Source organism: Brucella grignonensis (assembly GCF_002252505.1).
GTDB classification, from domain to species: Bacteria; Pseudomonadota; Alphaproteobacteria; order Rhizobiales; family Rhizobiaceae; genus Brucella; species Brucella grignonensis.
In genome coordinates this window covers 126,528-152,649 of the sequence record NZ_NNRL01000168.1, presented here as the reverse complement: position 1 = coordinate 152,649, position 26,122 = coordinate 126,528, and the positions used below count along the sequence as shown (strand labels likewise).

Genomic DNA, 26,122 nt, shown 5'->3' with positions numbered 1-26,122 from the left:
TCCCCTGTGAAGATAGTGATGCCTGGCCCGTTCTCGGAGAGATATAGCCCTCAGGTCGTTCCATTCTTGTAAATCGCTTGTTTCCCGGAGGTTACAATCCATGCCGGCGGATACTTATACCCAAAAACTGACCCACGAAGTGCCCCGCCAAGTACGCCTGAGGACACCTCGCGCACCGGGCGAAGCGCTCCTGTTGAGACGTCTTGTGATCGGGTTGCTGACACTCTGCGTACTCACACCTATTTGCCTGATCATTTATCAAAGCTTTCTTGATGCCCCGTTTTTTAGTGCGAACGCGCAATTGGGGCTGAGCGCCTATGAATACATCCTCGTTGATCCAATGTTTTATGATGCATTGTGGAACACGGTCATCATGGCTGTCGGCATGGTGCTGATCGCAGTTCCTCTTGGCGCAGCGCTCTCCTTCCTGCTTACCCGTACTGATGTCCGGTTTCGCAAGGCGCTGGAAGTCATTGTACTGGTTCCGATGTTCATTTCAGCACTGGTTCTTGCGTTTGGATATACGGTTGCTATCGGGCCATCCGGATTTGTGTCGATCTTTGTACGCGACATCTTCGGCTTCGTACCATGGAATATCTACTCGCTGAGCGGCATTGTTCTGGTTACCGGTCTTGCGCATGTTCCGCATGTCTATCTTTATGTATCGGCCGCAATGCGCAACCTGCCTTCCGATCTGGAAGAAGCGGCGCGTATCACTGGCGCTCCCATCTGGCGTGTATGCTGGGATGTTACGGTTCCGATGGTCCTGCCTGCACTGATCTTCGCAACAGCACTTAACCTGCTGATCGGTTTTGAGATGTTTGGTGTACCTCTGGTCCTCGGAGATCCAAGCGGCATCAATGTTTTGACGACCTATATCTATAAGCTTACCACGCTATTCGGTGTTCCAACCTATCAGCTGATGGCCGTCGTGGTTGTGTTGCTGGTGCTCCTGACCTTGCCTTTGGTGTGGTATCAGCGTCGCCTGTTGCGCCATAGTCGCCGATATGCGGCGCTCGGTGGAAAAGGCTCGCGCACAACCGTCATGCGCCTGGGTCGAGCAGGGCAGATCATCGCGCTTTCTATTATCGGCTTCTGGCTCTTCCTGTCGGTTATCTTGCCAATTGGCGGTATTATACTGCGCGCTTTCGTTGATGCATGGGGGCAGGGCGTCAATCCGTTTGCTCATCTCACAACAAAGCATTTCAACGCTCTTTTTGAAGTGCCAAGCCTTTATCGCGGTGTTCTTAATACGGTCATTCTGGCGGTTGTAGGCGGAGCCGTAGCGGTCGCGTTCTATTTGGTCGTCGGGCTTGCCGGTCATCGTAATCGTGACGTTTCCAATACCGTTCTTGACTATATGGTCCTGCTACCACGCTCCATGCCAAGCTTGATTATTGGTCTTGCATTCTTCTGGCTCTTCCTGTTCATCCCGTTCCTCGTACCGCTGCGAACGACATTGATAAGCCTGTTCATCGCTTATCTGATCGTGGGTCTTTCTTATGGTCTTCGTCTGTTGCAGGGCACGCTCATTCAGGTAAGCCCGGAACTGGAAGAAGCAGCGCGTACTACCGGCGCAACCATTGGTCAGACCTGGCGCGATGTCGTCATTCCTATCGTGCGTCCAGGACTTGTCGGTGCATGGGCGCTGATCATGATCGTCTTCTTACGCGACTACGCAACCGGCATCTATCTCATGAGCGCTGGAACCGAAGTTATCGGCTCTCTGATGGTGTCGATGATCCAGTCGGGTGCAATGGATACGATTGCAGCACTCGCCTTTGTCAGTATCGTTCTTACCGGCGCAGGCCTTGGTCTCGCCCTTCGTCTGGGAGCAAAAATCCATGACTGAACTCGTTGTACGTGACGTTCACAAATATCTCGGTGGTTTGCATATTTTGCAAGGAGCCTCCTTCACGGCTGAACGCGGCTCCATTGTCTCGCTGCTTGGCGCATCGGGTAGCGGCAAAACGACTTTGCTGCGCTGTATCGCGGGCCTTGAACAGCCTGAGCAAGGCCTGATCAGTATTGGTGACAAGCCGATGCTCGATGGCAGCAAAGGTCTTACTGTTGCTCCGGAAAACCGCAATATCGGTCTTGTGTTTCAATCTTACGCGCTCTGGCCTCATCGTACCGTTATGGAAAATGTCGCCTATGGCCTCAAACTGCGCGGGGTCAACAAGGTGGAAGCAGGCAAGCGCGTGCAGGCAACGCTGGAAAAGATCGGGCTCGGTCATCTGGCCGAACGTTATCCAGACCAGCTTTCAGGCGGACAGCAACAGCGCGTCGCCATCTGCCGTGCATTGGTTTATGAACCGCGTGTGCTTCTCATGGATGAACCGCTTTCCAACCTTGATGCGAAGCTGCGTGAGGAGGCGCGTTACTGGATACGTAAACTGATCCTTGATCTAGAGATTTGCGGCGTTCTTGTCACCCACGACCAATCGGAAGCCCTTGCCGCATCCGACAACATCCTGCTGTTGCGCAACGGTGCCATTGTGCAGGAAGGAACACCACAAGATATCTACACCAAGCCGAAAAGCTTTTACGCGGCCGATTTTCTCGGGGCCAATAATATCGCCAATGGTGAGATACGCCGGACAGGCGAAGCCGCCAGCATTCATGGATCCAACTGGCAGTTGGATGGTGTGATCGTTGGGAAAAGCGACGAAAAGGATGATAAGGCCGTGATCCGGGTCGAGCAGATTACCGTGCATAATGCCCCCGGTCAGCACCGTAAGGAGATGCATCTCGACGCTTGCTTGTATCTCGGTGATCGTTGGGAATATCGTTTGCGCGCCGGAGATTTTGCAGCCAAGGCCTTTGGTCCCAAGGCTTTGCCTGAAGGTCCGGTTTGGGTCGATATCCCACGCGAGAGTGTTTGGCTATTTGCGCGCGCCGCCTAACTGGAGCACGCTTCGCAAAACTGGGAGCTGGCCTTTGGATGAAGGCTTGCATCAAAGCCAATAGATAGAGCTTTTCCAAAGGTTTATTCGTTAGCTGAAAAGCTCTCGAAAACATTTTGAGAGTAAACCCAGTCGGTTGAATGACCGACTGGGTATTGTTACTTGGATGCTGTGCGACCCAGATTCTCAATCAGATAGTCTATGTTTTGAGCATTTTGGGAAATTCGTCGCCAAAGCCAAATCATTAGGCAGCACATGAGTCCCCATGCGATAGCGACATCCGATAGAAAATGGGCACCAAATATCACGCGATTGAACGACGCTAGTAGCAAAATCGGTGTAATAACGGCAACTGCAATTGGACGCCATTTTACGGGTATCAGGATGATCACCGAAAGTGTTGCTGCGGCCGTCGCCGCTTCGCCCGATGGAAAGGAGCAGTTACGGCTGCATTGAACAGCGTATTGCCAAACAGGTGTAAAGTCTGCAGAGCCCCCAAATTCATGAAGGCTACGTGGTCGTGCTCGGGCAAAAAAATTTTTAAGAAACTGTACAATGAGAAATGGCCCGATAAGAAAAGTTAAAATGACAAAGAACGCCTTATGAGGCTGGAAAAACTTGAACTTCTGCGGCTTAACCGCATAAAGAACGATCATCACAATCATCAAAATGAGCAGATAAATCATGGCGCGACGGTTCGCGTCCCGGACAGCCAGAAGTATCGGGTTTTCCGACCATGGAAAACTGTTCCCGTTTGCAAAAAAGCGAGTGACCGCTAGATCAAACGTAGGGAACATGATGAAAATTAAACTTGATATCAATAGAAAGCTGACAGCCGGTGTAGTCCATCTGGACAGCCATATGCTGTTGATGTGGTGCGCCCGATAAGGAACATCGCCGGGGCCGGGAGCAGGGTTGCGCATTTCTAAAGCCTTGCAAAATTAACATGGCCGCGATTTGAACCCCGATTGTCAAGAAATGGTGGAGAGCACATCTGTGCCTTGTCAAAATACAACAGCAGTCCCGTCTATCTGTTGTTTGGAAATTGCGCGTTCGCTGTTTCTACGGCATAAGTCTCGCCGACACGACAAAGATTAAACAAAATATAATAAAGAAGTTCGGAGCCAATGGTAGAAAACAGCCTCGTTCTAATCGTGGAAGATGAGCCGGAAATCGCACAAATTCTGAGCGCTTACTTGGAACGGGAAGGATACCGGACGGTTCGTGCTGCGGATGGTGAAACGGCACTGCAACATCATGCACTCCTCTCGCCAGATCTCGTTTTGCTGGACGTCGGTCTCCCGAAACTGGACGGTTTTGCGGTGCTGGGTCGTTTGCGGCAGACTGAAAATACGCCTGTGATTATGATAACCGCTTTGGCTGAAGATCTGGATCGGTTGAGTGGTTTGCGTCTGGGAGCCGACGACTATATTGTTAAGCCGTTCAACCCTCAGGAAGTTGTTGCGCGCGTAAAGGCTGTGCTCCGCAGAACGAATGGCGCACAATCCGAAACCGTCCGGCGCTTTGGTAATTTTGAAGTAGACTTTAGGGCTTATTCGGCTTTTGTGTATCAGGATGAAAGACGGGTCACTTTACAACTCACCCTAAGTGAATTTCGAATTCTTGCTTACATGATCCGTCGCCCCACCCATGCTTTTGAACGCGCTGATATTCTGGATGCCTGCCTGCCTGAAAGTGATGCACTGGTTCGGACCGTGGACACGCATATTTCAAATCTGAGAAGGAAGCTTGAAGAGCTCGGTCAGATTGGTTTTTTCTCTGCTGTCCGGGGTATTGGTTATCGTTTTTGTGATCCAAAATGAAGCTTCCGGTTCTTTCACTTGCCACATTGACCGCAATCATCATCGCAGCAATGCTTTTGTTGAGTGTTGGTTTGGCTTATCTTGGTGTCAACTGGTATTCGTCTTATCTCGAAGAAGGGTTCTTAAAGCAACTTCCCACAGATGCGGCACGTGCCTATCGAGAGATGAATGCAGGTATGGTTCCTGATACAGCGGCGCTCAAGGAGCTGTTCGAGTATATCAACGGGGTTTCAGAACCGCTGGATTGGAACCTTTATATCTCGGTTCTGGTATCAGGTCTTCTCTCAGCGCTGATCTGTAGTGCGATAGGGATCTATCTGGCCAGAAAAATTGCGCGACCACTGGAACAATTGACCGTTGTTGCAGAAGCATTGAAATCAGGTGACTTTTCCGTTCGCATGACGGGCTCCCACAAAAGCACCATCGAAGTATCGAGCCTTATCGATAGCTTCAATGCACTGGCTACAAGCCTTCAAAACATGGAAGACAGACTGCAGTTTAATAATATGGCCGTAGCGCATGAACTGCGTACTCCGCTTACAATTTTGCGAGGCACGATGCAGGGCATGGTCGACGGTGTATTCCCGATGGAAAAGAAGGCTTTAGACAATCTGCTTTTACAAGCTGAAGGGTTGTCCCGAATTGTCGAGGACCTCCGTACTCTATCTCTCGCAATAGGTCAGAAACTCGTCATGTATCCCGAACGAGTTGAGTTGGATGAGTTGATTGACAGTGTTCTACTGTCTGCGAAACCTATGTTTGAGACAAACAAAGTCAAAGTGGAAACAGCACTGCAACCAATAGTGGCTTTCGTGGATTCGCAGCGCATTCGGCAGGCTGTTCTGGCGCTTCTCGAAAATGCCTGTCGCTATGCTGCAGAAGGGGTGAGTTTACGTTGCGAAATAGACAATTTGGCCGATAGCGCCTTGGCTATCCGTGTTCTTGATCGCGGTCCCGGCTTTCCCGACGATATGTGTGACGTGGAAGTGAAGCCATTTTGGCGCGGAGAAGTGTCCAGATCACGCGCCACAGGTGGAACAGGACTGGGTCTCTCGGTTGTTCAGGCTATTGCAGTCGCACATGGAGGAAAGCTCGAGTTGCAAAACCGGCCAGGTGGAGGTGCTTCGGTGTCAATTATCATCCCCGCAAATGATGACGATAACTTAATAGAGTGCATTTCGATCTGATTGAATCCGATTAGCGCTCTAACATTTGCCTCGATGCGAATTTTGCCAAAACTGTCTCATACTTTTGGTTTGTGTTCTGAGGACTGATGGGGCTGAGCCGTCTTAGGCTGCTTCAATATCACGAAGCGGCGGGTTGCCGTAAAATCGACTGTACTCGCGGCTAAATTGGGAAGGACTCTGATAGCCTACACGATGCCCTGCCGTGCCCGCATCGAGCCGTTCGACCAACATCAATCTCCGCGCTTCATTAAGCCTTAGCTGTTTTTGGTATTGTATCGGCGTCATTGCGGTGATTGCTTTGAAGTGATGGTGAAATGATGAAACGCTCATGTTCACGTATTCAGCAAGTTGTTCTATCCTGAGTGGAAGGGCAAAGTTCTGCCGAAGCCAGGCAATTGCACGCACGATCCTGTTTGCCTGACTATCGACAGTTGCGATATTGATAAGCCGCTCACCATCCGACCCAGTCAGTAACCGATACAGGATCTCTTGTTCCACAAGAGGCGCCATAATAGGGATTTCACTGGGTGTCTCGAGAAGACGTAATAACCGGATCGTAGCATCGAGCAGTTCCGCGGGGGCAGCATTTACAGCTATGCCCCTTTTTACCCCGGACATATTCGAACTACGCCGAATATCCATCTGACCAAGAAGATTAACGAGCTTTTCGTTATCAATTGCCAGCGACAGGCAAAGATGTGGGGCTTCAGGGCTTGCTTCAGAAACGCGCCATGTGACGGGTAAGTCCAGCGATGTCACCAGATACTCACCCGTGGTATAGTTGATTGTTGCAGACCCGAGCTGCAACGACTTTGCGCCCTGGAGAACCATTGCAAGGCACGGTCTGTAACTACCGTGACACGGAATACTTGGTGTCGAACGTCTGCTTAGCGACAGCCCACCTATAGCTGTTCGCACTTCACCGTCTTCTTTTACGAAACGAGCCGCAAGGGATGAAAGCTCGCTATATGCGTCTGCCGGTGATCTCATATAACCTCATTTCGGAACTGGTTGAACCGCGACTTATGTATGCCTGATAGTTCAGCTTGCGAGGAGGATACACCAATTTTTGCAGGATCGTGCAAGAAGCTTGTAGGATCGGTCTACCTCCTTCTGAGAAACTGGTTCATATTGCAGCGTACCTTCTCTCCCCAGTTTCATTGCAATGATTGGAGTTCATTATGGCTATTGCAAGAGGTTATGCCGCAACTGACGCGGATCAACCGTTGGTTCCGTTCACGTTTGAACGTCGCGAACCCAATGCGGACGATGTGGTGATTTCAATCCAATATTGTGGCGTTTGCCACTCTGATATTCATACGGTTCGCAACGAATGGAAAAATGCAGTCTATCCGATTGTACCAGGACATGAGATCGTTGGGATCGTAACGGCTGTTGGTTCCGATGTAACCAAATTCAAAGTCGGCGATAAGGTTGGTGTTGGCTGTTTTGTCGATTCCTGTGTCGGTTGTGCCACGCGCGATCTTGATAACGAACACTATCTGCCGGGTCTGGTGCAGACCTATAACAGTGTCGATGCGGACGGAAAAACACCAACGCAAGGCGGCTATTCGGATCAGATCGTCGTCAGGGAAGGATATGTTTTATCCATACCTGACAATCTGCCACTTGATGCCTCAGCACCTCTTCTTTGCGCTGGCATTACGCTCTACTCACCATTGCGTCATTGGCAGGCCGGCCCCGGCAAAAAGGTTGCGATCATCGGTATGGGTGGTCTTGGTCATATGGGTGTGAAACTGGCAAATGCCATGGGCGCACATGTCACCGTGCTTAGCCAATCGCTCTCAAAGAAGGACGACGGACTGAAGCTTGGGGCAAAAGAGTATTATGCTACCAGTGACAGCAAAACATTCGAGACGCTTGCCGGAACATTTGATCTGATCATTTGCACGGTGGGTGTAGCGATTGACTGGAACGCCTATCTTGGTTTGCTCAAAGTAAATGGCACAATGGTCGTCGTTGGTGCGCCGGAAGATATGGTGCCAGTACATGCGTTCTCGCTCATTCCGGGCCGCAAGAGCCTTGCTGGCTCGATGATCGGTTCGATCAAAGAGACACAGGAAATGCTGGATTTCTGTGGCGAACACAACATTGTCTCGGAAATCGAGAAGATCAATATTCAGGATATCAATGAGGCTTACGAGCGCGTTCTCAAAAGCGATGTGCGCTATCGGTTCGTTATCGATATCGCATCTCTGAATGCATAAATAAAAAAGGCGGCCTTTTGGCCGCCTTTTCCTTGACCGGTGTAGACCCTCAATGTGTCCCGACAGCTTTGCCATAGATGCGGATGACATTGCGGACGGCTTCGACCATCAGCGCATGTGGAGTTGCTTCAACCTTGCCCGATGCGACCGCTGGATAAAGCGTGCCGAGATACTGGCTGATTAGCGTTTCCGGGATCTTGCGGCCTTCAAGACGCTCCAACAGCGAATTTACAGCAGCGGTTGCTTCTGGGTGCGGCCAGTAATAGCGGATGCGGTCGCTATAGGAGAAATGGCGCTGAAGACGCAGCTCTTCTGCATCGCCATGATAATATTTCTCCCAGTTCTTAGGCTCGCTGAGAAGCAGCTTTTCAAGCTTGCCGCGAACCGTCTCTTCTTCCGGAAGTTTGTCGAGAAAGGCTGCAATCTGATCAAGGCCATAAAGCGCTTCACGCAGTGCGAAAGTCAGTCCCGGTCCGACTTTCAGAATGGCAAAGCCGTCATGAACTAGCGCTGAAAGAGCCTCCACCGGCTGATAGTCGGTTGAATGGGCTTCAAAGACAAATTGCGGCATTTCATTGAGCGTGCTGCTCAGTGCGGTTGCCTTGTCGCTATCGTAATAGACGACATTCTCATTGCCAAACTCCACACCCGGCTGCACGACCACACCAATGGCACGCGCAAATGCATCTTCCAGTCCAAGCGCTGCAAAAGCCTTGCGGTGAATGGCAACGGTTTCAAGGGCCGCTTGTGGTGTGGTCAGTTCCAGCTCTTCGATTTCTTCCATCGCGCCACCGGGAATCGGAACTTCGGTGCCCACAATATAAACAGGTAGATCGAAACCGGATTCGGCGGCTGCTTTTTCTGCAACTCTTGCAAGACGTGCCGCACGCTCTGCGGTGATTGCATCGGGCAGGGCAACCGGCTCACCGGCACAGCCCATTGAGGTATCGAGATGGATCTTGGTGAAGCCTGCACGCACAAAGCCATCCATCATGACCTCAGATTTCGCCAGGGCTTCTTCTGCGGAGAGATGTTTCCATGGATTTGGGCCAAGATGATCGCCGCCCAGAATGAGGCGCTTGGTATCAAAACCAAGACGAGCGGCAATGTCCTCAACAAAGCGGCGGAAATCAGCCGGTGTCATGCCGGTATAGCCGCCATCCTGATTGACCTGATTGCAGGTGGCTTCAATCAGAACGTCGGTATTGGTAGCAATGCCTTCAAGGAGTGCTGCTTCGATGACCAGAGGATGCGCCGAGCAGATCGAGGTGATGCCTCCGCGTGCACCGCTCGAAAAACGGGTGGGAAGGGTGCTCAGGGTCTGGGTGCTGCTCATGACGAAACTCCGTTATTTGCAATGAAAGATTCAATTTCAGCCATAGTGGATGTGCCTTCCATCGGACCTTTTACGCCGACCGCCCGCGCACCCGTTGCATTGGCAATGTGCAGCGCTTGCGCAGGTTTCATATCACGCAACCAGCATGTGACGAAGGCTGCTCCGAAGCTGTCGCCTGCGCCAGTCGGATCGATTTCTTCGACTTTGAATGCGGGGGAAGACACTTCGCCAGAATGGTCGAAATAGCTTGCACCCTCAGCTCCGCGCTTGACGACGATTGCTTTGACGCCGCGCTCCAGCAATTCTTCTATCGCGGCCTTTTCCTCTGTCGCTTTGGTGAAGAGGAAAATTTCCGGACCGCTTGGCATGAACAGATCGGTATTTTCGAGCGCATGGGCAAGTGCTTCGCGCATGCCGGGCAGGTCCAGCATTTCTTTTCGGATATTCGGATCAAAAGAAACGGTGCCGCCTTTGGCCTTGATGCGGACTGTCGCTTCATGGATCGCCGTAACGATGCCGTCCGAAAACAGCGCCGAACCCATGATGTGAAGATGATCGGCAGTTTCGATCAACGCCTCTGCTTCCGGCGTTAGTTCAATAGCACCGCAAGCGCTGTGCTTGATATTGAAGATGAAATCACGATTGCCATCCGGGCGGTAACGCACGAAGGCGCTGCCGGTGGCTGCAGTCGGATGTATGCCGATGGCGGACACATCAACACCGTCTTTTTGCAGTCGCTCAATATTGAGAGCACCGAAATCGTCTTTGCCAACAGCGCTGACCATACCGCAAGGCTGGCCCATCTTTGCGGCCTGATCGATAAAGATTGCAGGTGCGCCGGATGCGAAAGGCCCGATCAGCGGAATGGCAGTCTTGAAGCCGTTACCCGTCTCCATGGCCATGATCTCAACGACGATCTCGCCGATGGTGATGATCTTTTTCATTATATGTACCGTTACTTATGTTCTGACGGACTTGGAGCGGACATCGAGCCAGACGGCAACGAGAATGACAACACCCTTGACGATCAGCTGATAGAAATAGGGCACGGACAGCATGTTCATGCCGTTGTTGATGACGCCGATAATGAGCGCGCCGAGAATGGTACCCACCATAGTGCCAACGCCGCCTGCAAGCGACGTGCCACCAAGAACAACAGCTGCAATCGCATCGAGTTCGTAGCCCATACCGGCATTGGTCTGTGCGGAAGAAAGACGTGATGACAGAAGAATGCCGCTAATGGCCGCCATAACACCGGAGAGCATGAAAACAATGATCTTGATGCGATCAACGCGGATACCGGAATAGATGGCGGCTTCCTTGTTGCCGCCAGCCAGATAAATGCGGCGGCCGAATACCGTCTTGGATAACAGGACATAATTGACGATGAAGAGCACGCCGACGATCCAGATGATAATCGGCAGACCAAGCCAGCTTTCAGATCCTATGGCCAGCCATGTATCATTCTCGATGATTTCGGGGGCGCCATTGGTTGGCAGGCTTACCATGCCGCGATAGATGCCCATAGTCGCAACGGTTACGATGAAAGACGGCAACATCAGCTTGGCTGACAGGACACCATTCAGGCCGCCCATGATTGCACCGGCTGCGAGCGTGAATATGACTGTGGGCGCAAAACCGAAGCCCATGGCAAAGGCTTGCGCCGCCACCATGCCGGAAACAGCAATAATGGAGCCGATGGAAAGATCAATTTCACCGAGCAGGATCACATAGGTCATGCCATAAGCGGCAACCGCGATCACCGCCACCTGCTGCATGATATTCATGAAATTGTTGAAGGCGAGGAAGCGCGGATTCAACACAGCAAAGACCACGCAGAGCACGGCTAGCGAAACGACAATACCGCCATATTGGCGGATCATCGGTGAGGAGAACAACGAGCGGCGGACTTCGGCATCCGCGGCTCTTTTCTGGATAGCCATTTCTGTATTTGGTCGCATAATCTTACCCGAAAAGGCATTCTGCTTTTCGTGATTTTGCTTCGGTGCGTTGCTCATTTGTGCATTCCTGCTGCGTAGCTCATGACGGTTTCGGGCGTGAGGCCATCGGCATCAAGAACGGCGGCGACATGTTTGTTATGCATGACGACCACACGGTCACTGAGACCCAGCACTTCCGGCAGTTCGGAGGAAACCATCAGGATTGCCGCGCCATTGGCGGCGAGTTCACGGATGATGCGATAGATTTCGAATTTCGCGCCGACATCGACGCCGCGTGTTGGCTCGTCGAGGATCAGTATGCGTGGCTTCATCTGGAGCCATTTGGCAAGCACGATTTTCTGTTGATTGCCGCCGCTGAGTGAGCCCGCAATGGTATCAAGTGAAGCGGTCTTGATGGCAAGGCGCAGCACTTCCGCTTTCGCGCTAGAGCGTTCCGCAGATGAGCGCATCATGCCAAATGGGCCTGCGAGCTGGCCAAGCGCCACCATGTTGATGTTGCGCTCTACGCTGTGTGGCAGGACCAGGCCTTCTTCCTTACGGTTTTCTGTCACAAAAGCGATGCCATTGCGGATCGCATCAGCTGGTGAAGCCAAGTTGATCGGCTTCTCGTCCAGCATGATCTCGCCCGTTGGTTGGAGCATGCCGAATAAAGCCTTCATAACATCCGAACGACCTGATCCGATGAGCCCGAATAATCCCAGTACTTCGCCCGGTTTCACATCGATGGAAACATCGTGAAATTTGCCGGGCACACTGAGATTCTTGGTTGCGAGAATTGGCGGAACGTTTGCCGATGGACGAGGAGCTTCGCGCGGCGGATAGATGTCGTTCATCTCGCGTCCGACCATCAGCGCAATCAGCTTGTCGATACTGGTCTGACTCTTTTCCGTTGTCGTTACATACTCGCCGTCACGAACGACAGTAATGTCGTCGGAGAGCCGCATGATTTCTTCCATGCGATGAGAAATGTAGATGACGGCTGTGCCACGTGCCTTTAGTCGCTCAATGATTGAGAAAAGGATTTCTGCTTCACTGTCTGAAAGGGAAGACGTTGGCTCATCAAGGATAACGACGTCAGCGGGTTGGCTCAGCCCCTTGGCGATTTCAACGAGCTGCCGCTGTGCAATTGAAAGATCGCCGACCTTGGCGCGTACATCGATCGGCAGGCCGAGTTCGTCGATCAATCTGTCGGCTTCTGCATTCAGTTCCGTGTTGCGAATGAAACCAAACCGGCTTGGCTCATTATTTGCAAAAATGTTTTCTGCAACAGAGAGATTGCGGCAGAGGCTCAGTTCCTGAAATACAATCGAAATGCCGTGAGAGCGTGCATCGCGCGGGTTCTTGGGCGCATATGATGTTCCCTTGAGCGTGATTGAGCCCGATGTTGGCTTGAAAACCCCTGCAAGGATTTTCATCAACGTTGATTTGCCAGCACCATTTTCACCGAGAAGCGTATGAACACGCCCGCGACGGACAGTCAAATTCATACGCTTGAGCGCAATCACCGGACCGAACGACTTGGCGATGTCGTGGATATCAAGCACTGTATCGTTCATCAAATCCGGGCTTATGGCTTGGGCGGAATTGGTGGCTGTCATTTTGGGCCTCCGCTCTCCGTTATATTGCAAATGCCCGCGCGGCGAAACGATGAGCGCTCGGGATCAACTGTCGATGAGGATGCTGCGGCAGCTCGGGCGTGTGGTGTCGCAAAAGCTGCCGCGCGCATAATGGAAACGACGACTGGGAGGAGTGCCGCCGTTTCACGCGGTATTACTTGGTTTCGCCGTCTTTGGTGACGACGCCAGGTATGATCGGTTGCTTGGCCGGAACACTTTCACCTTTGATCACCTTCACAGCGGTTTCAACAGCAGCCTTGCCCATTTGATCTGGATACTGGGCGATAACGCCAACCATAACGGGATCATTTTTCACGGCATTGCGAGCTTCTTCCATGCCGTCAAAACCGATAACCTTGACCTGGTTTTCGAGCTTGGCCGCCTTCACAGCAGAAGCTGCCGCCAGGGCTGCGTCATCACCAAAGCCGAAGATGCCAACGATGTCGGGATTGGCCTGAATAATGTTTTGCGCGGCAGCCAGGGCTTCAGAGCGAGTGATGCCTGGCTGGATCGATACGATCTTGATGTCGGGATAGTTGGCGATGGCTTTCTTGAAACCTTCAACGCGATCGACGACAGACTGTACGGTCGGATATTCGATAACGGCAACATTGCCCTTCTCGCCGACCGATTTTGCCATCAGATCGCCTGCCTTCTCGCCGCCAGCGAAATTATCTGTGCCGACGAAAGATGTGACCTCAACATTATTGGCAGGAACGTCAACTGTGATGACTTTGATACCTGCCTTTTCCGCCTTGTTGATTGCCGAGCGTACGCCCTTGCTGTCGACCGGCGAGATGATGATGACGTCAACGCCTTTGGTGATGAAATCTTCTACATCGGCAAGCTGTTTGCTTAGATCCTGATTGGCAATAGACACTTCGAGCGACACGTTCTGAGCCTGCGCTTCCTTCTTCATCGCATCTGCGAGCGAGATATAGAATGGATGCTGCTGGGTGAGAAGCGATGCGCCGATACCTTCGGCAGAAGCTGCACCCGCTATCATGACGAGGGCCACACCGGAAAAGAGAATACGGCTGAGCGATTTGCGAAACATGATTTCCTCCGAATAGAACCGGCACCCGCCGGATCGTCCTTCTGATTTGGGACACAAAAACGTTTTCCTGCGGGCTCAATACCGTTGCCGATCTTGAAATCTCCCTGAAGGGCAGGCTCCTCTTTTAACCCGAAACCGGGCTGTCTCTAGACATGATAGAGCTTGTTCGGCGAGTCAATATAAAAATTATCACGCGTAAAATTTATAATGATTTAAACACCGCATAATCGCAAAATTCCGTCAAAATATATATGAGAAATCAGTGTTGAAACGGGGCAAAATATAAATTCTGGTTGCGTCGATGTAAAAAAAATTTTACGCAAAGAAAGAAAATGGGCCTGCCAGTTGATATTCTGGCCGGAACGGGAAGAGCGCATAATGGGTGAAAGCAAGATCAGGACGATGGAGGAGTTTGCCGTGGCAAGCGGCCTGTCTCGTCCCACTGTATCCAAGTATTTCGACAATCCTGAGAGCGTTAAGCCGTCGACCCGCGCCCGCATTGAAAAGGCGCTTAAAGACTACAATTATCAGCCGAACATCTTTGCCGTGAGCCTTAACCGCAAGAAGCCAAAGAATATCGGCGTCATTGTTCCACATATTTCGGATCCCTTTTACGCGGAAATAATCCGTCAGATTGAAATGCGTTGTCTCGCGGAGGGGTATTGGACAATTGTGTTGTCCTCTCATGGCGATAGAAAGCTGGAAGCGCGTGCCATGCGCACGTTGATGTCGCTCAAGATTGCGGGCGTTCTCATGGCGCCGCTGGGTTTCGACACCGATGCCAAGCTTCTGGCCAGTCTTTCGAATTCAATGCCGGTGGTTTTTCTCGATAATCGTATTAACGAAGATCAGCCATTTGTGGGCACGGATAATCGTCAAAGTATCGGCAATATAACTGAATATTTGTGCCGGACTGGAGAACATCCATGCTTTTTGGAAATGCCTACCGTCAATCAGAATGCGCTCGACCGTCGCGCCGCTTATATCGCGACAATGGAACGACTTGGCACTGAACCAATTGTTTTGCCTATGACGGCGAAGAACTGGAATTTCGAGGAACTGGGATATCAGGAAGCAGGTCGGATTCTTGATCGTGGTGGCTTTCCAACCCGGACTGTGCTTTGTGCAAACGACCGGCTTGCTTTTGGAGTGATCTCAGCTGCATTTGAACGTAGACGCCGCGTCGGGCGTGAGGAAGGTTGCGATTTTCGCGTGGCTGGTCACGATGATCATCCCCTTAGCCGCTTCACCTGTCCGCCTTTGACAACGGTTGCCCAGGATTATCGCAATATCGCCCAGCTCGGGCTTGATATGCTGTTTTCACGCATCAGTGCACAAGAAAGCGGCGCTGCCATCGAAACGGAAGTACGTCGCCTCGATAGTCATCTTATTATGCGCGGTTCAGCCTGACGCCGAATTTTGATCATTCGTTCGTAGAGAGATTACGACTAAAGTTATACATCGCGTAATCTCTACCAATGTTCGATAGGCAGTTCTCCATCGCGGGCGTTGTGATTAGAATATCTGACCGCATTGTCTGATATTCAGATTTTTTGACGCTGCGTGTTCAGTGTAGGTATTTGAATGTAAATTATTAATTTCACTTTCTCGAAATGAAACGAACAAAAGTCCGGCCTCTTTTCGGGTGCTAAAACAGAATATTCCTTATCGTATATTAGCTTTTGCTGATAGCATATCACTCCTTAGAATTTGCATAAAAGCCTTGCTTGACAAGCAGCAAACTACTGTTCATAAATTTTACACATGTAAGAATTTTGCTATGCATTCGTAAAGGAGGAGACGAAATGCGAACCAAATCTTATGTAGCAGGGCTAATTGCGTCCGTTGCGGGGCTAGCCATTATTTCTGGGGCTGCTTCAGCTGAAGAGCTGACTATTGCCACCGTGAATAACGCTGACATGATCATCATGCAGAAACTGTCGTCGGAATGGGAAAAGGAAACCGGCAACAAGCTCAACTGGGTCGTTCTTGAAGAAAACGTCCTGCGTCAGCGTGTTACTACTGACATCGCGACCAAGAGCGGTCAGTTCGATATCATGACCATCGGTGGTTACGAAGCGCCGATCTGGGGCAAGGCCGGATGGTTGCTTGAAGTCGATGACCTTGGTGATGATTACGACTATGACGATCTCATCAAGCCCGTCCGTGCAGGCCTGACGGTTGAGGATAAGCTCTATGCCGTCCCCTTCTACGCAGAAAGCTCATTCACACTTTACCGCAAGGATCTGTTTGATGCCGCTGGCCTTAAAATGCCGGATGAGCCGACTTATGAGCAGATCAAGGAATTCGCCACCAAGCTCACCGATAAGTCCAAAGAGCAGTACGGTCTCTGCCTGCGCGGCAAGCCGGGCTGGGGCGAAAACATGGCCTATCTGGGCACGCTCGTAAACACATTTGGTGGCCGTTGGTTCGATGAGCAGTGGAAGCCGCAGATAAACTCAGATGAATGGAAGAAGGCAATCAATTTCTACGTCGACCTGATGAAAGAAGCGGGCCCTCCCGGAATTACATCGAATGGCTTCAATGAAAATCAGGCACTGTTCTCGACCGGTCATTGCGCGATGTGGATCGATGCGACATCTGCAGCCGGTCGCATCTACGATAAGACGCAGAGCCAGGTAGCCGACAAGGTAGCTTTCACCAAAGCGCCTGTTGAAGTGACACCGAATGGCTCTGCATGGGCCTGGTCGTGGAACCTTGCGATTCCGGCATCGACCAGCAAGGCTGAAGCTGCAAAGTCATTTCTCAAATGGGCGACCTCCAAGAAATATGTGGAGCTGGTCGGCGAGAAGGAAGGCTGGGTCGCAGTTCCTCCGGGCACACGCCAATCAACCTACTCCAATGAGAATTACAAGAAGGCAGCGCCCTTCGCTGAAACTGTTCTCACAGCTATCGAGTCCGCTGATCCGACAAAGCCTACCAAGGACCCGGTTCCTTACACAGGTATCCAGTTCGTAGCTATCCCTGAATTCCAGGCAATCGGTACGATTGTAGGTCAGGCGATTTCTTCGGCTGTTGCTGGTCAGCAAAGTGTAGATGCGGCGCTTGATGGCGCACAGCGACAGGCTGAGCAAATGATGACGCAGGCTGGCTATATCAAGTAGTCAGATTTGGAGCATTTCCAACAAAAGTGTAAAACATTTTTGCTGGAAATAATGCAACGAACCAGCCAGTTAGAGCAGTTCCGATGTTGTGACTTTAATCGGAACTGCTCCAATTTTCGCAGGCTCTTAGTGGAGTGAGGGCATCAGCGGAAAGGGAGGGGCATTCAATGCCGTCTAGCACTGTCGCCGTCACCGGCACCAAATCTCGTTTTGCATCCAGATCGCGCCGCAGTATCCGTACCGGTCCTCTGCTTGCGCCAGCTGTGATCGTGTTGCTTTTATGGATGATCGTGCCACTGGCGATGACGCTGTGGTTTTCATTCCAGTATTATAATCTGATCAATCCCTTCGTGACGGGCTTTGCCGGCGTTTCGAATTATTCGTTTCTTCTTTCTGATCCAGGGCTTTGGTCCGCAATTGCTAACACATTGATCCTGCTTGGATCTGTTTTGACCATATCCATCGTACTGGGCGTCTTGTTTGCAGTTATTTTCGATCAGGATTTCTTCGGCAAGAACATAGCGCGGCTTTTGGTCATTGCGCCATTTTTCGTCATGCCGACAGTGTCGGCACTCATCTGGAAAAACTTGCTGATGCATCCGGTGAATGGCTTCTTCGCGTTTATTTCGCGCAGTTTTGGCCTGCCGGTGGTCGACTGGTTTTCGCAATTCCCCATGGCTTCAATCATCATGATTGTTTCATGGCAATGGGTTCCCTTTGCAACGCTTATTCTGATGACCGCGATGCAGTCGCTGGATCGCGAGCAAATGGAAGCGGCGCGCCTTGATGGAGCTAAGGGCCTGGCAATGTTTTACTACATCGTCCTGCCGCATCTTTTGCGACCGATCTCGGTAGTCATCATGATCGAGACAATCTTCCTTCTGTCGATTTTTGCAGAAATTCTTGTCACCACTTCGGGCGGTCCAGGCATTGCTACCACCACGCTCACCTATTTCATCTATCTCAAAGCGCTTTTGCAGTGGGATATCGGCGGGGCATCGGCGGCCGGTGTGATTGCCATCGTTCTTGCCAATATCGTCGCCTTTTTCCTCATCCGCACTGTCGCGCGCAATCTGGATAACTAGGAGGCTGAGATGGCTGCAAAACGTAAATTCAACAAAGCCACAGTCTCTGCCGGTATCATCGGCTGGGTAGTGGCGCTCCTGATGTTCTTTCCCATCCTCTGGATGTTACTCGCAGCGTTCAAAACGGAAATCGACGCTGTGGCTCCGCCGAAGCTGTTCTTCTCGCCAACGCTTGAAAACTTCACAGCGGTCAATCAGCGGGCGGATTATTTTCGCTATGCGATGAACAGCGTCGTTGAAAGTTTGGGTGCAACGATACTCTCCCTTGTCATCGCGGTGCCTGCAGCTTATGCGGCGGCATTTTTTCCGGGCAAGCGTACCAAGGATCTTCTACTTTGGATGCTTTCGACAAAAATGCTTCCAGCAGTGGGTGTTTTGGTGCCGATCTATCTGCTCGCTCGCGACAGCGGAATGCTCGATACGCGCACGGGCCTCATCATCATCTTCACATTGTCCAATCTGCCGATTGTCGTCTGGATGCTCTATTCCTTCTTCAAGGAAGTGCCCCATGAGATTTTGGAGGCCAGTCGCATGGATGGCGCGAAAGTGGGACAACAGATCCGCTATCTGTTGCTGCCACTCAGCTTACCCGGAATTGCATCAACTGCACTTCTCTCAATCATTCTTTGTTGGAACGAAGCATTTTGGAGCCTCAATCTGACGGCATCCAAGGCAGGCCCGCTGACAGCATTCATCGCGTCCTTCTCATCACCGGAGGGGCTTTTCTGGGCCAAACTCTCGGCGGCTTCCACGCTCGCCATTGCACCAATTCTTGTCTTTGGTTGGGTCACTCAACGTCAGCTGGTGCGCGGTCTTACTTTCGGCGCCGTGAAATAAAGGGAACCCTATGGCTACGCTTTCTTTCCATAATGCTACCAAATCCTACGGCAATGTCGATGTCATCAAAGGCGTTGATCTCAATATTGAAGACCGCGAATTTGTGGTGTTTGTCGGTCCCTCTGGATCGGGTAAGTCCACACTTCTTCGCATGATCGCCGGGCTTGAGGAAATAACCGGTGGCGATCTCATGATCGATGGTCAGCAATGTAATGATGTGCCGCCTGATGAACGCGGTTTGGCAATGGTGTTCCAGACCTATGCGCTTTATCCGCATATGAATGTGCGTGACAATATGGGTTTTGCACTCAAATTGGCAGGGGTTTCCAAATCAGACCGCGATCGCAAGGTTGAAGAGGTGGCAAGGACTCTTCAGCTTGATCAGCTTTTGGATCGTAAGCCACGCCAACTCTCTGGTGGTCAGCGCCAGCGCGTTGCCATTGGTCGCGCTATGGTACGTGAGCCGAAGATTTTTCTCTTTGATGAACCGCTGTCGAACCTTGATGCCGCGTTGCGTGTGCAGATGCGTATCGAGCTTGCTCGTCTGCATGATCGTCTGAATGCAACCATGATTTACGTGACGCATGATCAGGTAGAAGCGATGACGCTTGCTGATAAGATTGTTGTCCTGCGGGATGGCAAGGTTGAGCAGCTTGGCTCACCGCTTGAACTCTATCATCATCCTGTCAATCAGTTTGTTGCGGGGTTCATAGGCTCTCCAACCATGAATTTCATCGACGTTAAGGTGAAAGCAATTGATGCAGACGGCGTTACGGTCGTGCTTACGAACGGCAATAGCGTGACGGTGCCAGTCAAGAACGTTGGTGTCGATATCGGAGCACCTCTGGTTCTCGGCATACGTCCTGAACATCTTCATCCTGCCCCTGATGGCAGCTTGGATGGCGAGATCATGGTTGTGGAACGTCTGGGGGGTGAAACGTACCTTTATGTCCAGAATTCTGCTGCGAAGGATCTGATCATTGCTGAAGCAGGTGGGGGCAGCACAGCGCGCGCGCATGAAATCGCCAATCTTGGCTTTAATCCGGCTGACGCCCATCTTTTCAAAGCTGATGGATTGGCGCTCGAGCGGCGTGAACGTCATCCGCTTCTGCTTTCCGAAAAGAAAACGCACCGTTGAGTGCATCGAATAACTCTCCCGGAGACTCCCATGAGCATGTCCATGAGACTGAAAGACAAAGTTGCCCTTATCACCGGCGCCGCACGCGGTATTGGGCTTGGCTTCGCAGAAGCCTATGCGCGTGAGGGTGCGAAAGTTATCATCGCCGACATCAATATTGAGCGTGCGGAAGAGGCGGCGCGCAGCCTGGGCAGCGCCGTGAAAGCGGTTAAGCTCGATGTAACCAATCTTGCAGATATCGATAAAGTCGTGGCGGATATCGATAAGGGATATGGAGGCATCGATATTCTGGTCAATAATGCCGCCATTTTCGATATGGCACCTATCAATGCGATCACCGAAGACAGTTATGAACGTGTCCTCGGTATCAATCTCAAAGGTCCGCTTTTTATGATGAAAGCGGTATCCAATGTGATGATCGCGCGCGGAGGTGGCGGCAAAATCATCAATATGGCGAGCCAGGCTGGCCGTCGTGGGGAAGCATTGGTGACGCTCTATTGCCTCTCCAAAGCCGCGATCATCTCTGCAACCCAATCGGCAGCGCTTGCTCTCGTTAAGCACAATATTCAGGTCAATGCGATCGCACCGGGCGTTGTTGATGGTGAGCATTGGGAAGTTGTCGATGCGAATTTTGCCAAATGGGAAGGACTTAAGCCCGGCGAGAAGAAAGCTGCCGTGGCCAAGTCAGTTCCGATCGGTCGCTTTGCAACGCCTGAAGACATTACAGGCATGGCCGTATTTCTTGCGTCGTCTGACAGCGATTATATCCTCGCCCAGACTTTTGGCGTCGACGGTGGCAACTGGATGGCTTGAGCCATCCATCAGAGCACCGATCTGATCGAAACAGATCGGCGTTCTGATGATTTTCTAACGCGCATCTTTTCCGAACGCTCGTTCATAGCTTTCGAGATGCGCTCTAAGGTGTAGAAATGAAAGCCATATATTTTACCGGACATGGTGTTGCGGAACTTGCCCGACTGCCCGACCCGGAACTCAAACCCGGCCACGCCTTGATTGATGTCAAAGCGTCGGGTCTCTGCCACACTGATATAGACGTGCTGCATGGACGCTATGGTTCAAGCGCATTTCCGCTCGTGCCGGGGCATGAATATGTAGGCGTTGTTCTGGCGGTTGCTGAAGATGTGACCAACGTAAAGCCAGGTGATCGCGTGGCAATCGACCCGAATATACCGTGCGGGCACTGCCGCGCTTGTCAGAAGGGGCTAACCAATCTCTGCGTCGACCTTAAGGCCTATGGCGTTACCCATAATGGCGGCTTTGCGGACCAAAGTCTCGTCAACGCACAGCATCTGCATCTTATTGGTGATCTGCCTTTCGATGTTGCCGCTCTGGCGGAGCCGCTGGCTTGTGTGCTCAACGGTCTTGGGGCAGCCGAACTGAAAACCGGCCCGCAAGGAGCCGAGACAGCGCTGATATTTGGCGCAGGGCCGATTGGTTTGCTGCTTGCTCTTTCGCTCAAAGCGCAAGGTGTGGCCAAGGTCGCAGTTGCAGATATCAATGAGCACCGTCTAGCATTCACCGAGAGCCTTGGACTTGAACCGTTGGCTTCGGGCTCAGGCGCGCTTGAAACGCGGAAGAAGAGTTTTGATTTTGTCGCTGATGCAACCGGCATTGCCAAGGTTGCGGAAGGCATGGCCAGTTTCACGGCAGATGGTGGCACTGTGCTGGTATTTGGCGTTTGTGCACCTGACGCGCGTATTTCGGTGGCGCCGTTTGAGATATTCCGTCGCCAGATACGCATTGCTGGCTCGCATTCGCTTAATCGCAACATTCCGCAAGCGTTGGAAATTCTACAAAAGGATAAAGGCCACATGGCCCGTCTGGTGTCACATCGCCTGCCTATTGAAGAAATGCTGCCGTTCTTTACAAAAAAAGGTGGCGATCCTGCCACGATGAAGGTGCAGTTCGTTCAGGCTTAGGCCAAGTGTGTATGTTCGGTCGGTCAGGTTGTTTACGCCTGACCGACCGAACATATTTAGGGCGCATCTTATCCGAAAACCGTTTCACACTTTTCGGGATGCGCTCTACGGTTTATCTTTGAGCAACAGGGCGCACCAACGGCGTTACACGCCTGATCGTTACGCGGCGGTTCTCCTGTTCCGCCGATTGCGTGCGAATTTTCAAAAACCGTTCGCCATAGCCTTGCGTTACGAGGTTTTCTGCCGGGATATCGTAGACTTCCGTAAGCAGGCTTGCCACGGATTCTGCGCGCCGGTCCGAGAGTACAAGATTTGACCGATCCGAGCCGACGGCATCCGTATGACCTTCAATGAAGAAGGTTTCACCGGGATCCTTGGCGAGTACCTTTAGCATTGCATTCGCCACTTTGCGCAAGGTTTTGGCCTGAGACAGCGAAACCTCTGCGCTGCCAGTCGCAAAATGGATCGTGTCGAGATCGATACGACGCACTTTATCGCGCAAGCGAGCGGAGTGGCGAACCTCATCAATTGTGTAGACGCGTTCGACACGTTCTACGGGCGGCAAGGCGAGGAAATCATAGAAGTCGCGTTCAGGGTCTGCCGCCACGTCAATGATATAGTCGCTGACAGGAATGGTCAGTCGCATCGGAGGCAGATCATATCCAACGTCGAAGATCGCAGCACGCGGGTTGTCATCATATTCTGGCGCATAGATCATCAGATATTCATTTCCATCGTGGTCGATACGTGAGCGCTGTAAAATATCGCCATAACGGTCATAAACCGTCACGATCTCATAGCCACCAGGGCGAACGATAGTTTCGCGGAGGCGGCCACGCGGCAACTCATCATAGTAAGTGCTTTCTGCGTCACGACGCAGGCGAGGGCGATCATCGCCGCGAACAAAAATGCGGTCGCCTGTCTCCAGAATAACGCGGTTATCAACCTGTTCGACAACCTTCACATTCGTCACATTGTTGACCGTGTTGTTGTTAATGACGGTATTATTTATAACCGTGTTGTTGACGATGTTGGTGGTGTCCGGAACCACGAAAGCTGGTGCATCCTTGATGCGCGTGCCTTCTTCCTTAAGATTAGCCTCGATTTTTTGGGGCAGGGCAGCTTTCACCTCCGCAGGAATTTCAACCTGAGCTGCGGCATCATCCGTGGGCGGGGGTGCTTTTTGTTCGTCGGCAGCGCGTTGTTGTTCGCGTTGTTTGCGGCGCTCTTCTCGAGACTGATTGCCCCCGGAATTGTCGGCATCCTTGTCACTATCAAGAATGGCAGCTCCGTTTTCGACCGGTAGAACGACAGTTTCATCCGTGCTGGCAGGATCTTTCGCGATTTCCTGTTTCTGCTCGGTTGTTCGTTCATCGACAATCTCAGCTTTGGGCTCTGGCACGGAATTATTTGCAGGTTGCTGTGCTTCTTGCTCAGGTTGCGGCTGTGGCTGCTGCTGATCCGGTTGTTCTGCTGGGACGGGTTCAACATCCTGAGGCTTTTCATTGGGAGCGGGTGATTGTGGTTCAGGCTGCTCGGGCTGGACCTGAGGGACAGCTGGCTCTTCCGGCTGCTTTACCGGTTCCTGATCAGTAGGGGCCGCAGGGACCTCTTCAGACTGAGCGGGTTCTGATTGCTGATCCGGATTTTCCTTTGGTCTGGGCTGCTCCGCAGCCTCATTGGCTTGCCTTTTGGCTTCGTCCTCGATTGCCTTTTGCTGCTCGGCATTTTTCTGCTGTTCGGCTGCATCACGCTGTGCCTGCTCGGACGCACGCTTTTGTTCTTCCGCTTGCCGATCGGCTTCTTCCTGAGCCGCTTTCTGCTGCTGTTCCGCTACGCGTTTGGCGTCCTCTTCTGCCGCTTTCTGTTGCTCAGCAGCTTGTCGCGCAGCGTCTTCGGCTTCCTTTTGACGCGCTTCTTCTTCAAGTGCTTTCTGCTGATCGACTTTGCGTTGTTGTTCTGCGGCTTCGCGCTCGGCTTGTTCAGTCGCACGTTGCTGCTCGGCTGCCTGACGCTCAGCCTCTTCCTGTGCCGCGCGCTGCTGCTCTTCGGCTATCCGACGGGTTTCCTCTTCGGCTGCGCGCTGTTGTTCTGCAGCTTGGCGGCGGGATTCCTCTGCTTCCCGTTCCATTTCTTCCGCCTGTTGCTGACGGAGCGATTGATCGTCGGAGGGCTGTTCACCGCTATCCTGCGCGAGGATGATTGGCGCTCCAGACGTTTCTGCTTGGACCGGCTGCATCATGATGGTTGCGGAAAATGCCGGCAAAACAACGGTTGCTAAAAGCTTGGAACGAATACTCATTATCCCTCTCCTTGGGAAGGCAGAAATTGCACGCCCTATTTCATCGAATCCTGATCAAACACGACGCTGATGCCGCCATCATTATTTGTTGATTTAGAACAAAGTTCGGCGACATCACGAATTCGTTAGCTAAAAGTTTATGAACCCTTGCTGAACACGAGCGCGCGCATATGTTTTGAGATACATTAATCATAAAATTATGAAATACCGAATAGATTGGAACAATGCACTCGGTTGAACAGTTTCAATCAATATGAGTCAGGAGATTTGATGGAAGTAACCTACCGCGGTGGTCACATTTTCGAGGCGTTGAAACGTCTCTTAAACTAACGGTTTCGATCTTCATCAGATCGGATTGATGGGGGGAAGAAAAAGTGGATGCCAAATCGGTTTTTTTAACCGTCACTTTGATTATTCTCGTCAATGGCGGCATGCTGAGCGCGATCAATCGTGATTTTCCGGTCGCTCTAAGACCAGCTGCCATGAGTTGGATGTGGGCAACGCTGTTTGTCGCACTCGGATGTGCCACTTTTGCGGCTGGCAAAGCCGTGCCACCCAATGTAACAGTGACAGTGGCAAACGCCTGTCTTTTTGCAGGTGTATGCCTGTACTATACGGCAATCAGGCAGTTTCACAATCTGAAAGAAACTCTGTTTCCCTGGGTTCTTTTCATTTTGGCTATGATGCCTTTTACATATTTTGTGGTTTTTGCGCCAAACACATTGGCACGTATCGTGATTGTTTCCATTGTCTGGATATGGCTGATGGCTGCGAGCATTAGAATCCTTGCCAGCCGTCGGTATAGAGATGGCTCGCGTAGCCGTGTGATGCTACTTGCACTTTACATCGCCGCTTTGAGTGCCACCGCAGCGCGGGCGCTTTTTTACTTGGGCGTAAACCCCGGTGCAACGTTGGATATTGCAAGTAATTCAAACTGGATGAACTCAGTTACGCCGTTGTTTCTGGCGATTCTTCCTATTATTGGGACAACCACTTTTATACTCATGTGTACGGATCAAATACGGCGTCGTTGGGAGCGTGCCGCCTCTAATGATTATTTGACGGGGCTCCCCAATCGCAGGACATTGAATGAAGTTGGCAGCGAAAGATTTGAAGCTACCGGTGAACGAGAAGCTCACCACGCGGTAGCGGTTCTCGATATCGACAATTTCAAGTTGATCAACGACAGTCATGGTCACGATATTGGTGACAAAGTACTCAAACATGTCGCTTTCCAACTGCAAGATTCGATGGAACAAGGGGATTTTGTTGCGCGCTCTGGCGGGGAAGAGTTTGTGATTATCTTCGGGGAAGCCAACAGCGAATTGGCCACAACGGCTACCGAAGCGATCCGGAAAAAAATAGAACGCGATGTCTTCGTCATCGGAGATGTCAAAATAAAAGTAACGGTATCGATCGGTGTGGCTAAGCAGAAAAACACATTATCGACGTTTGATAGTATTTTGCGCCAAGCCGATATGGCGCTTTATGAAGCGAAATCGCAGGGAAAAAATTGTGTTGAGACAGCTTCCTCCTAGTGTTTCTTGAAGAAGTTTACGTCAGAATTTGTGTGACGGAACG

At 51.6% G+C, this 26,122-nt stretch carries 21 protein-coding genes; 13 read left to right on the top strand and 8 right to left on the bottom strand.

The features are described 5' to 3' along the window. The first annotated feature begins 100 nt into the window (after positions 1–100). Positions 101–1,852 carry an ABC transporter permease gene (locus CEV33_RS22205; RefSeq protein WP_235818498.1) on the top strand — a complete coding sequence of 584 codons (1,752 nt, stop codon included), beginning with the start codon at positions 101–103 and terminating at the stop codon, positions 1,850–1,852. After that, on the top strand, positions 1,845–2,906 hold the full coding sequence (locus tag CEV33_RS22200) for an ABC transporter ATP-binding protein (RefSeq protein ID WP_094542527.1): 1,062 nt from the start codon (positions 1,845–1,847) through the stop codon (positions 2,904–2,906). Before CEV33_RS22205 ends, CEV33_RS22200 begins: the two co-directional genes overlap by 8 nt. A 158-nt stretch (positions 2,907–3,064) precedes the next feature. Here CEV33_RS22200 and CEV33_RS22195 read toward each other — a convergent pair whose 3' ends face one another. After that, on the bottom strand, positions 3,065–3,829 hold the full coding sequence (locus CEV33_RS22195) for a phosphatase PAP2 family protein (RefSeq protein ID WP_094542526.1): 765 nt from the start codon (positions 3,827–3,829) through the stop codon (positions 3,065–3,067). A gap of 204 nt (positions 3,830–4,033) precedes the next feature. Here CEV33_RS22195 and CEV33_RS22190 point away from each other — a divergent pair, with 204 nt between their 5' ends. Both CEV33_RS22190 and CEV33_RS22185 read left to right on the top strand, forming a co-directional pair. Next, the gene (locus CEV33_RS22190; RefSeq protein WP_094542525.1) at positions 4,034–4,729 is read left to right on the top strand and encodes a response regulator; all 696 of its coding nucleotides are present in this window, start codon (positions 4,034–4,036) and stop codon (positions 4,727–4,729) included. After that, positions 4,726–5,916, top strand: coding sequence for an ATP-binding protein (locus CEV33_RS22185; protein ID WP_094542524.1), 1,191 nt, complete (start codon positions 4,726–4,728; stop codon positions 5,914–5,916). Before CEV33_RS22190 ends, CEV33_RS22185 begins: the two co-directional genes overlap by 4 nt. A 102-nt stretch (positions 5,917–6,018) precedes the next feature. On the opposite strand, the gene CEV33_RS22180 is transcribed toward CEV33_RS22185, so the two are convergent. After that, positions 6,019–6,906 carry an AraC family transcriptional regulator gene (locus CEV33_RS22180; RefSeq protein WP_094542523.1) on the bottom strand — a complete coding sequence of 296 codons (888 nt, stop codon included), beginning with the start codon at positions 6,904–6,906 and terminating at the stop codon, positions 6,019–6,021. A 191-nt stretch (positions 6,907–7,097) separates the two neighbouring features. Between CEV33_RS22180 and CEV33_RS22175 the strand changes: the two genes are divergently transcribed. Then, positions 7,098–8,144 carry an NAD(P)-dependent alcohol dehydrogenase gene (locus CEV33_RS22175; protein WP_094542522.1) on the top strand — a complete coding sequence of 349 codons (1,047 nt, stop codon included), beginning with the start codon at positions 7,098–7,100 and terminating at the stop codon, positions 8,142–8,144. Positions 8,145–8,193: 49 nt separating this feature from the next. Here the strand turns inward: CEV33_RS22175 and CEV33_RS22170 are convergent, their stop codons facing one another. The 5 genes from CEV33_RS22170 to CEV33_RS22150 form a co-directional block, all read right to left on the bottom strand. Next, positions 8,194–9,480 carry a D-tagatose-bisphosphate aldolase, class II, non-catalytic subunit gene (locus CEV33_RS22170; protein WP_094542521.1) on the bottom strand — a complete coding sequence of 429 codons (1,287 nt, stop codon included), beginning with the start codon at positions 9,478–9,480 and terminating at the stop codon, positions 8,194–8,196. Beyond that, positions 9,477–10,424: a tagatose kinase gene (locus tag CEV33_RS22165; protein WP_094542520.1), complete on the bottom strand. Its 948-nt coding sequence runs from the start codon at positions 10,422–10,424 to the stop codon at positions 9,477–9,479. The genes CEV33_RS22170 and CEV33_RS22165 overlap by 4 nt, the downstream gene beginning before the upstream one ends. A 15-nt stretch (positions 10,425–10,439) precedes the next feature. Next, on the bottom strand, positions 10,440–11,363 hold the full coding sequence (locus CEV33_RS22160; RefSeq protein ID WP_094542605.1) for an ABC transporter permease: 924 nt from the start codon (positions 11,361–11,363) through the stop codon (positions 10,440–10,442). 131 nt (positions 11,364–11,494) lie between these two features. Next, complete coding sequence (locus CEV33_RS22155) at positions 11,495–13,039, bottom strand: sugar ABC transporter ATP-binding protein (RefSeq protein ID WP_094542519.1); 1,545 nt, start codon at positions 13,037–13,039, stop codon at positions 11,495–11,497. A gap of 172 nt (positions 13,040–13,211) precedes the next feature. Next, the gene (locus CEV33_RS22150; RefSeq protein WP_094542518.1) at positions 13,212–14,114 is read right to left on the bottom strand and encodes a substrate-binding domain-containing protein; all 903 of its coding nucleotides are present in this window, start codon (positions 14,112–14,114) and stop codon (positions 13,212–13,214) included. A gap of 378 nt (positions 14,115–14,492) precedes the next feature. Between CEV33_RS22150 and CEV33_RS22145 the strand changes: the two genes are divergently transcribed. From CEV33_RS22145 to CEV33_RS22115, 7 genes are all read left to right on the top strand, one after another. Further along, positions 14,493–15,524 (top strand): LacI family DNA-binding transcriptional regulator, encoded by a 1,032-nt coding sequence (locus tag CEV33_RS22145; RefSeq protein ID WP_094542517.1) that lies wholly within the window; start codon positions 14,493–14,495, stop codon positions 15,522–15,524. Between the two features lie 395 nt (positions 15,525–15,919). After that, on the top strand, positions 15,920–17,239 hold the full coding sequence (locus CEV33_RS22140; protein ID WP_024896999.1) for an ABC transporter substrate-binding protein: 1,320 nt from the start codon (positions 15,920–15,922) through the stop codon (positions 17,237–17,239). Positions 17,240–17,406: 167 nt separating this feature from the next. After that, a complete protein-coding gene (locus CEV33_RS22135; RefSeq protein WP_094542516.1) occupies positions 17,407–18,324 on the top strand; it encodes a carbohydrate ABC transporter permease in 918 nt (305 codons plus the stop codon). A gap of 9 nt (positions 18,325–18,333) precedes the next feature. After that, entirely contained in the window at positions 18,334–19,161 is an 828-nt protein-coding gene (locus CEV33_RS22130; protein WP_094542515.1) for a carbohydrate ABC transporter permease, read from the top strand. Between the two features lie 10 nt (positions 19,162–19,171). Beyond that, positions 19,172–20,299 (top strand): ABC transporter ATP-binding protein, encoded by a 1,128-nt coding sequence (locus CEV33_RS22125; RefSeq protein ID WP_094542514.1) that lies wholly within the window; start codon positions 19,172–19,174, stop codon positions 20,297–20,299. Between the two features lie 42 nt (positions 20,300–20,341). Continuing rightward, complete coding sequence (locus CEV33_RS22120) at positions 20,342–21,112, top strand: L-iditol 2-dehydrogenase (RefSeq protein ID WP_094542604.1); 771 nt, start codon at positions 20,342–20,344, stop codon at positions 21,110–21,112. A gap of 116 nt (positions 21,113–21,228) precedes the next feature. Beyond that, entirely contained in the window at positions 21,229–22,239 is a 1,011-nt protein-coding gene (locus CEV33_RS22115; RefSeq protein ID WP_094542513.1) for a zinc-dependent alcohol dehydrogenase family protein, read from the top strand. Between the two features lie 112 nt (positions 22,240–22,351). Here CEV33_RS22115 and CEV33_RS22110 read toward each other — a convergent pair whose 3' ends face one another. Continuing rightward, positions 22,352–24,541, bottom strand: coding sequence for an OmpA family protein (locus CEV33_RS22110; RefSeq protein ID WP_094542512.1), 2,190 nt, complete (start codon positions 24,539–24,541; stop codon positions 22,352–22,354). Positions 24,542–24,915: 374 nt separating this feature from the next. Between CEV33_RS22110 and CEV33_RS22105 the strand changes: the two genes are divergently transcribed. Next, a complete protein-coding gene (locus CEV33_RS22105; RefSeq protein WP_094542511.1) occupies positions 24,916–26,079 on the top strand; it encodes a GGDEF domain-containing protein in 1,164 nt (387 codons plus the stop codon). Positions 26,080–26,122 lie beyond the last annotated feature (43 nt).

Coding starts and splice junctions, on each gene's coding strand:
- CEV33_RS22205 (WP_235818498.1), top strand. CDS start 101: ATGCCGGCGGATACTTATACCCAAAAACTGACCCACGAAGTGCCCCGC.
- CEV33_RS22200 (WP_094542527.1), top strand. CDS start 1,845: ATGACTGAACTCGTTGTACGTGACGTTCACAAATATCTCGGTGGTTTG.
- CEV33_RS22195 (WP_094542526.1), bottom strand. CDS start 3,829: ATGCGCAACCCTGCTCCCGGCCCCGGCGATGTTCCTTATCGGGCGCAC.
- CEV33_RS22190 (WP_094542525.1), top strand. CDS start 4,034: ATGGTAGAAAACAGCCTCGTTCTAATCGTGGAAGATGAGCCGGAAATC.
- CEV33_RS22185 (WP_094542524.1), top strand. CDS start 4,726: ATGAAGCTTCCGGTTCTTTCACTTGCCACATTGACCGCAATCATCATC.
- CEV33_RS22180 (WP_094542523.1), bottom strand. CDS start 6,906: ATGAGATCACCGGCAGACGCATATAGCGAGCTTTCATCCCTTGCGGCT.
- CEV33_RS22175 (WP_094542522.1), top strand. CDS start 7,098: ATGGCTATTGCAAGAGGTTATGCCGCAACTGACGCGGATCAACCGTTG.
- CEV33_RS22170 (WP_094542521.1), bottom strand. CDS start 9,480: ATGAGCAGCACCCAGACCCTGAGCACCCTTCCCACCCGTTTTTCGAGC.
- CEV33_RS22165 (WP_094542520.1), bottom strand. CDS start 10,424: ATGAAAAAGATCATCACCATCGGCGAGATCGTCGTTGAGATCATGGCC.
- CEV33_RS22160 (WP_094542605.1), bottom strand. CDS start 11,363: ATGATCCGCCAATATGGCGGTATTGTCGTTTCGCTAGCCGTGCTCTGC.
- CEV33_RS22155 (WP_094542519.1), bottom strand. CDS start 13,039: ATGACAGCCACCAATTCCGCCCAAGCCATAAGCCCGGATTTGATGAAC.
- CEV33_RS22150 (WP_094542518.1), bottom strand. CDS start 14,114: ATGTTTCGCAAATCGCTCAGCCGTATTCTCTTTTCCGGTGTGGCCCTC.
- CEV33_RS22145 (WP_094542517.1), top strand. CDS start 14,493: ATGGGTGAAAGCAAGATCAGGACGATGGAGGAGTTTGCCGTGGCAAGC.
- CEV33_RS22140 (WP_024896999.1), top strand. CDS start 15,920: ATGCGAACCAAATCTTATGTAGCAGGGCTAATTGCGTCCGTTGCGGGG.
- CEV33_RS22135 (WP_094542516.1), top strand. CDS start 17,407: ATGCCGTCTAGCACTGTCGCCGTCACCGGCACCAAATCTCGTTTTGCA.
- CEV33_RS22130 (WP_094542515.1), top strand. CDS start 18,334: ATGGCTGCAAAACGTAAATTCAACAAAGCCACAGTCTCTGCCGGTATC.
- CEV33_RS22125 (WP_094542514.1), top strand. CDS start 19,172: ATGGCTACGCTTTCTTTCCATAATGCTACCAAATCCTACGGCAATGTC.
- CEV33_RS22120 (WP_094542604.1), top strand. CDS start 20,342: ATGAGACTGAAAGACAAAGTTGCCCTTATCACCGGCGCCGCACGCGGT.
- CEV33_RS22115 (WP_094542513.1), top strand. CDS start 21,229: ATGAAAGCCATATATTTTACCGGACATGGTGTTGCGGAACTTGCCCGA.
- CEV33_RS22110 (WP_094542512.1), bottom strand. CDS start 24,541: ATGAGTATTCGTTCCAAGCTTTTAGCAACCGTTGTTTTGCCGGCATTT.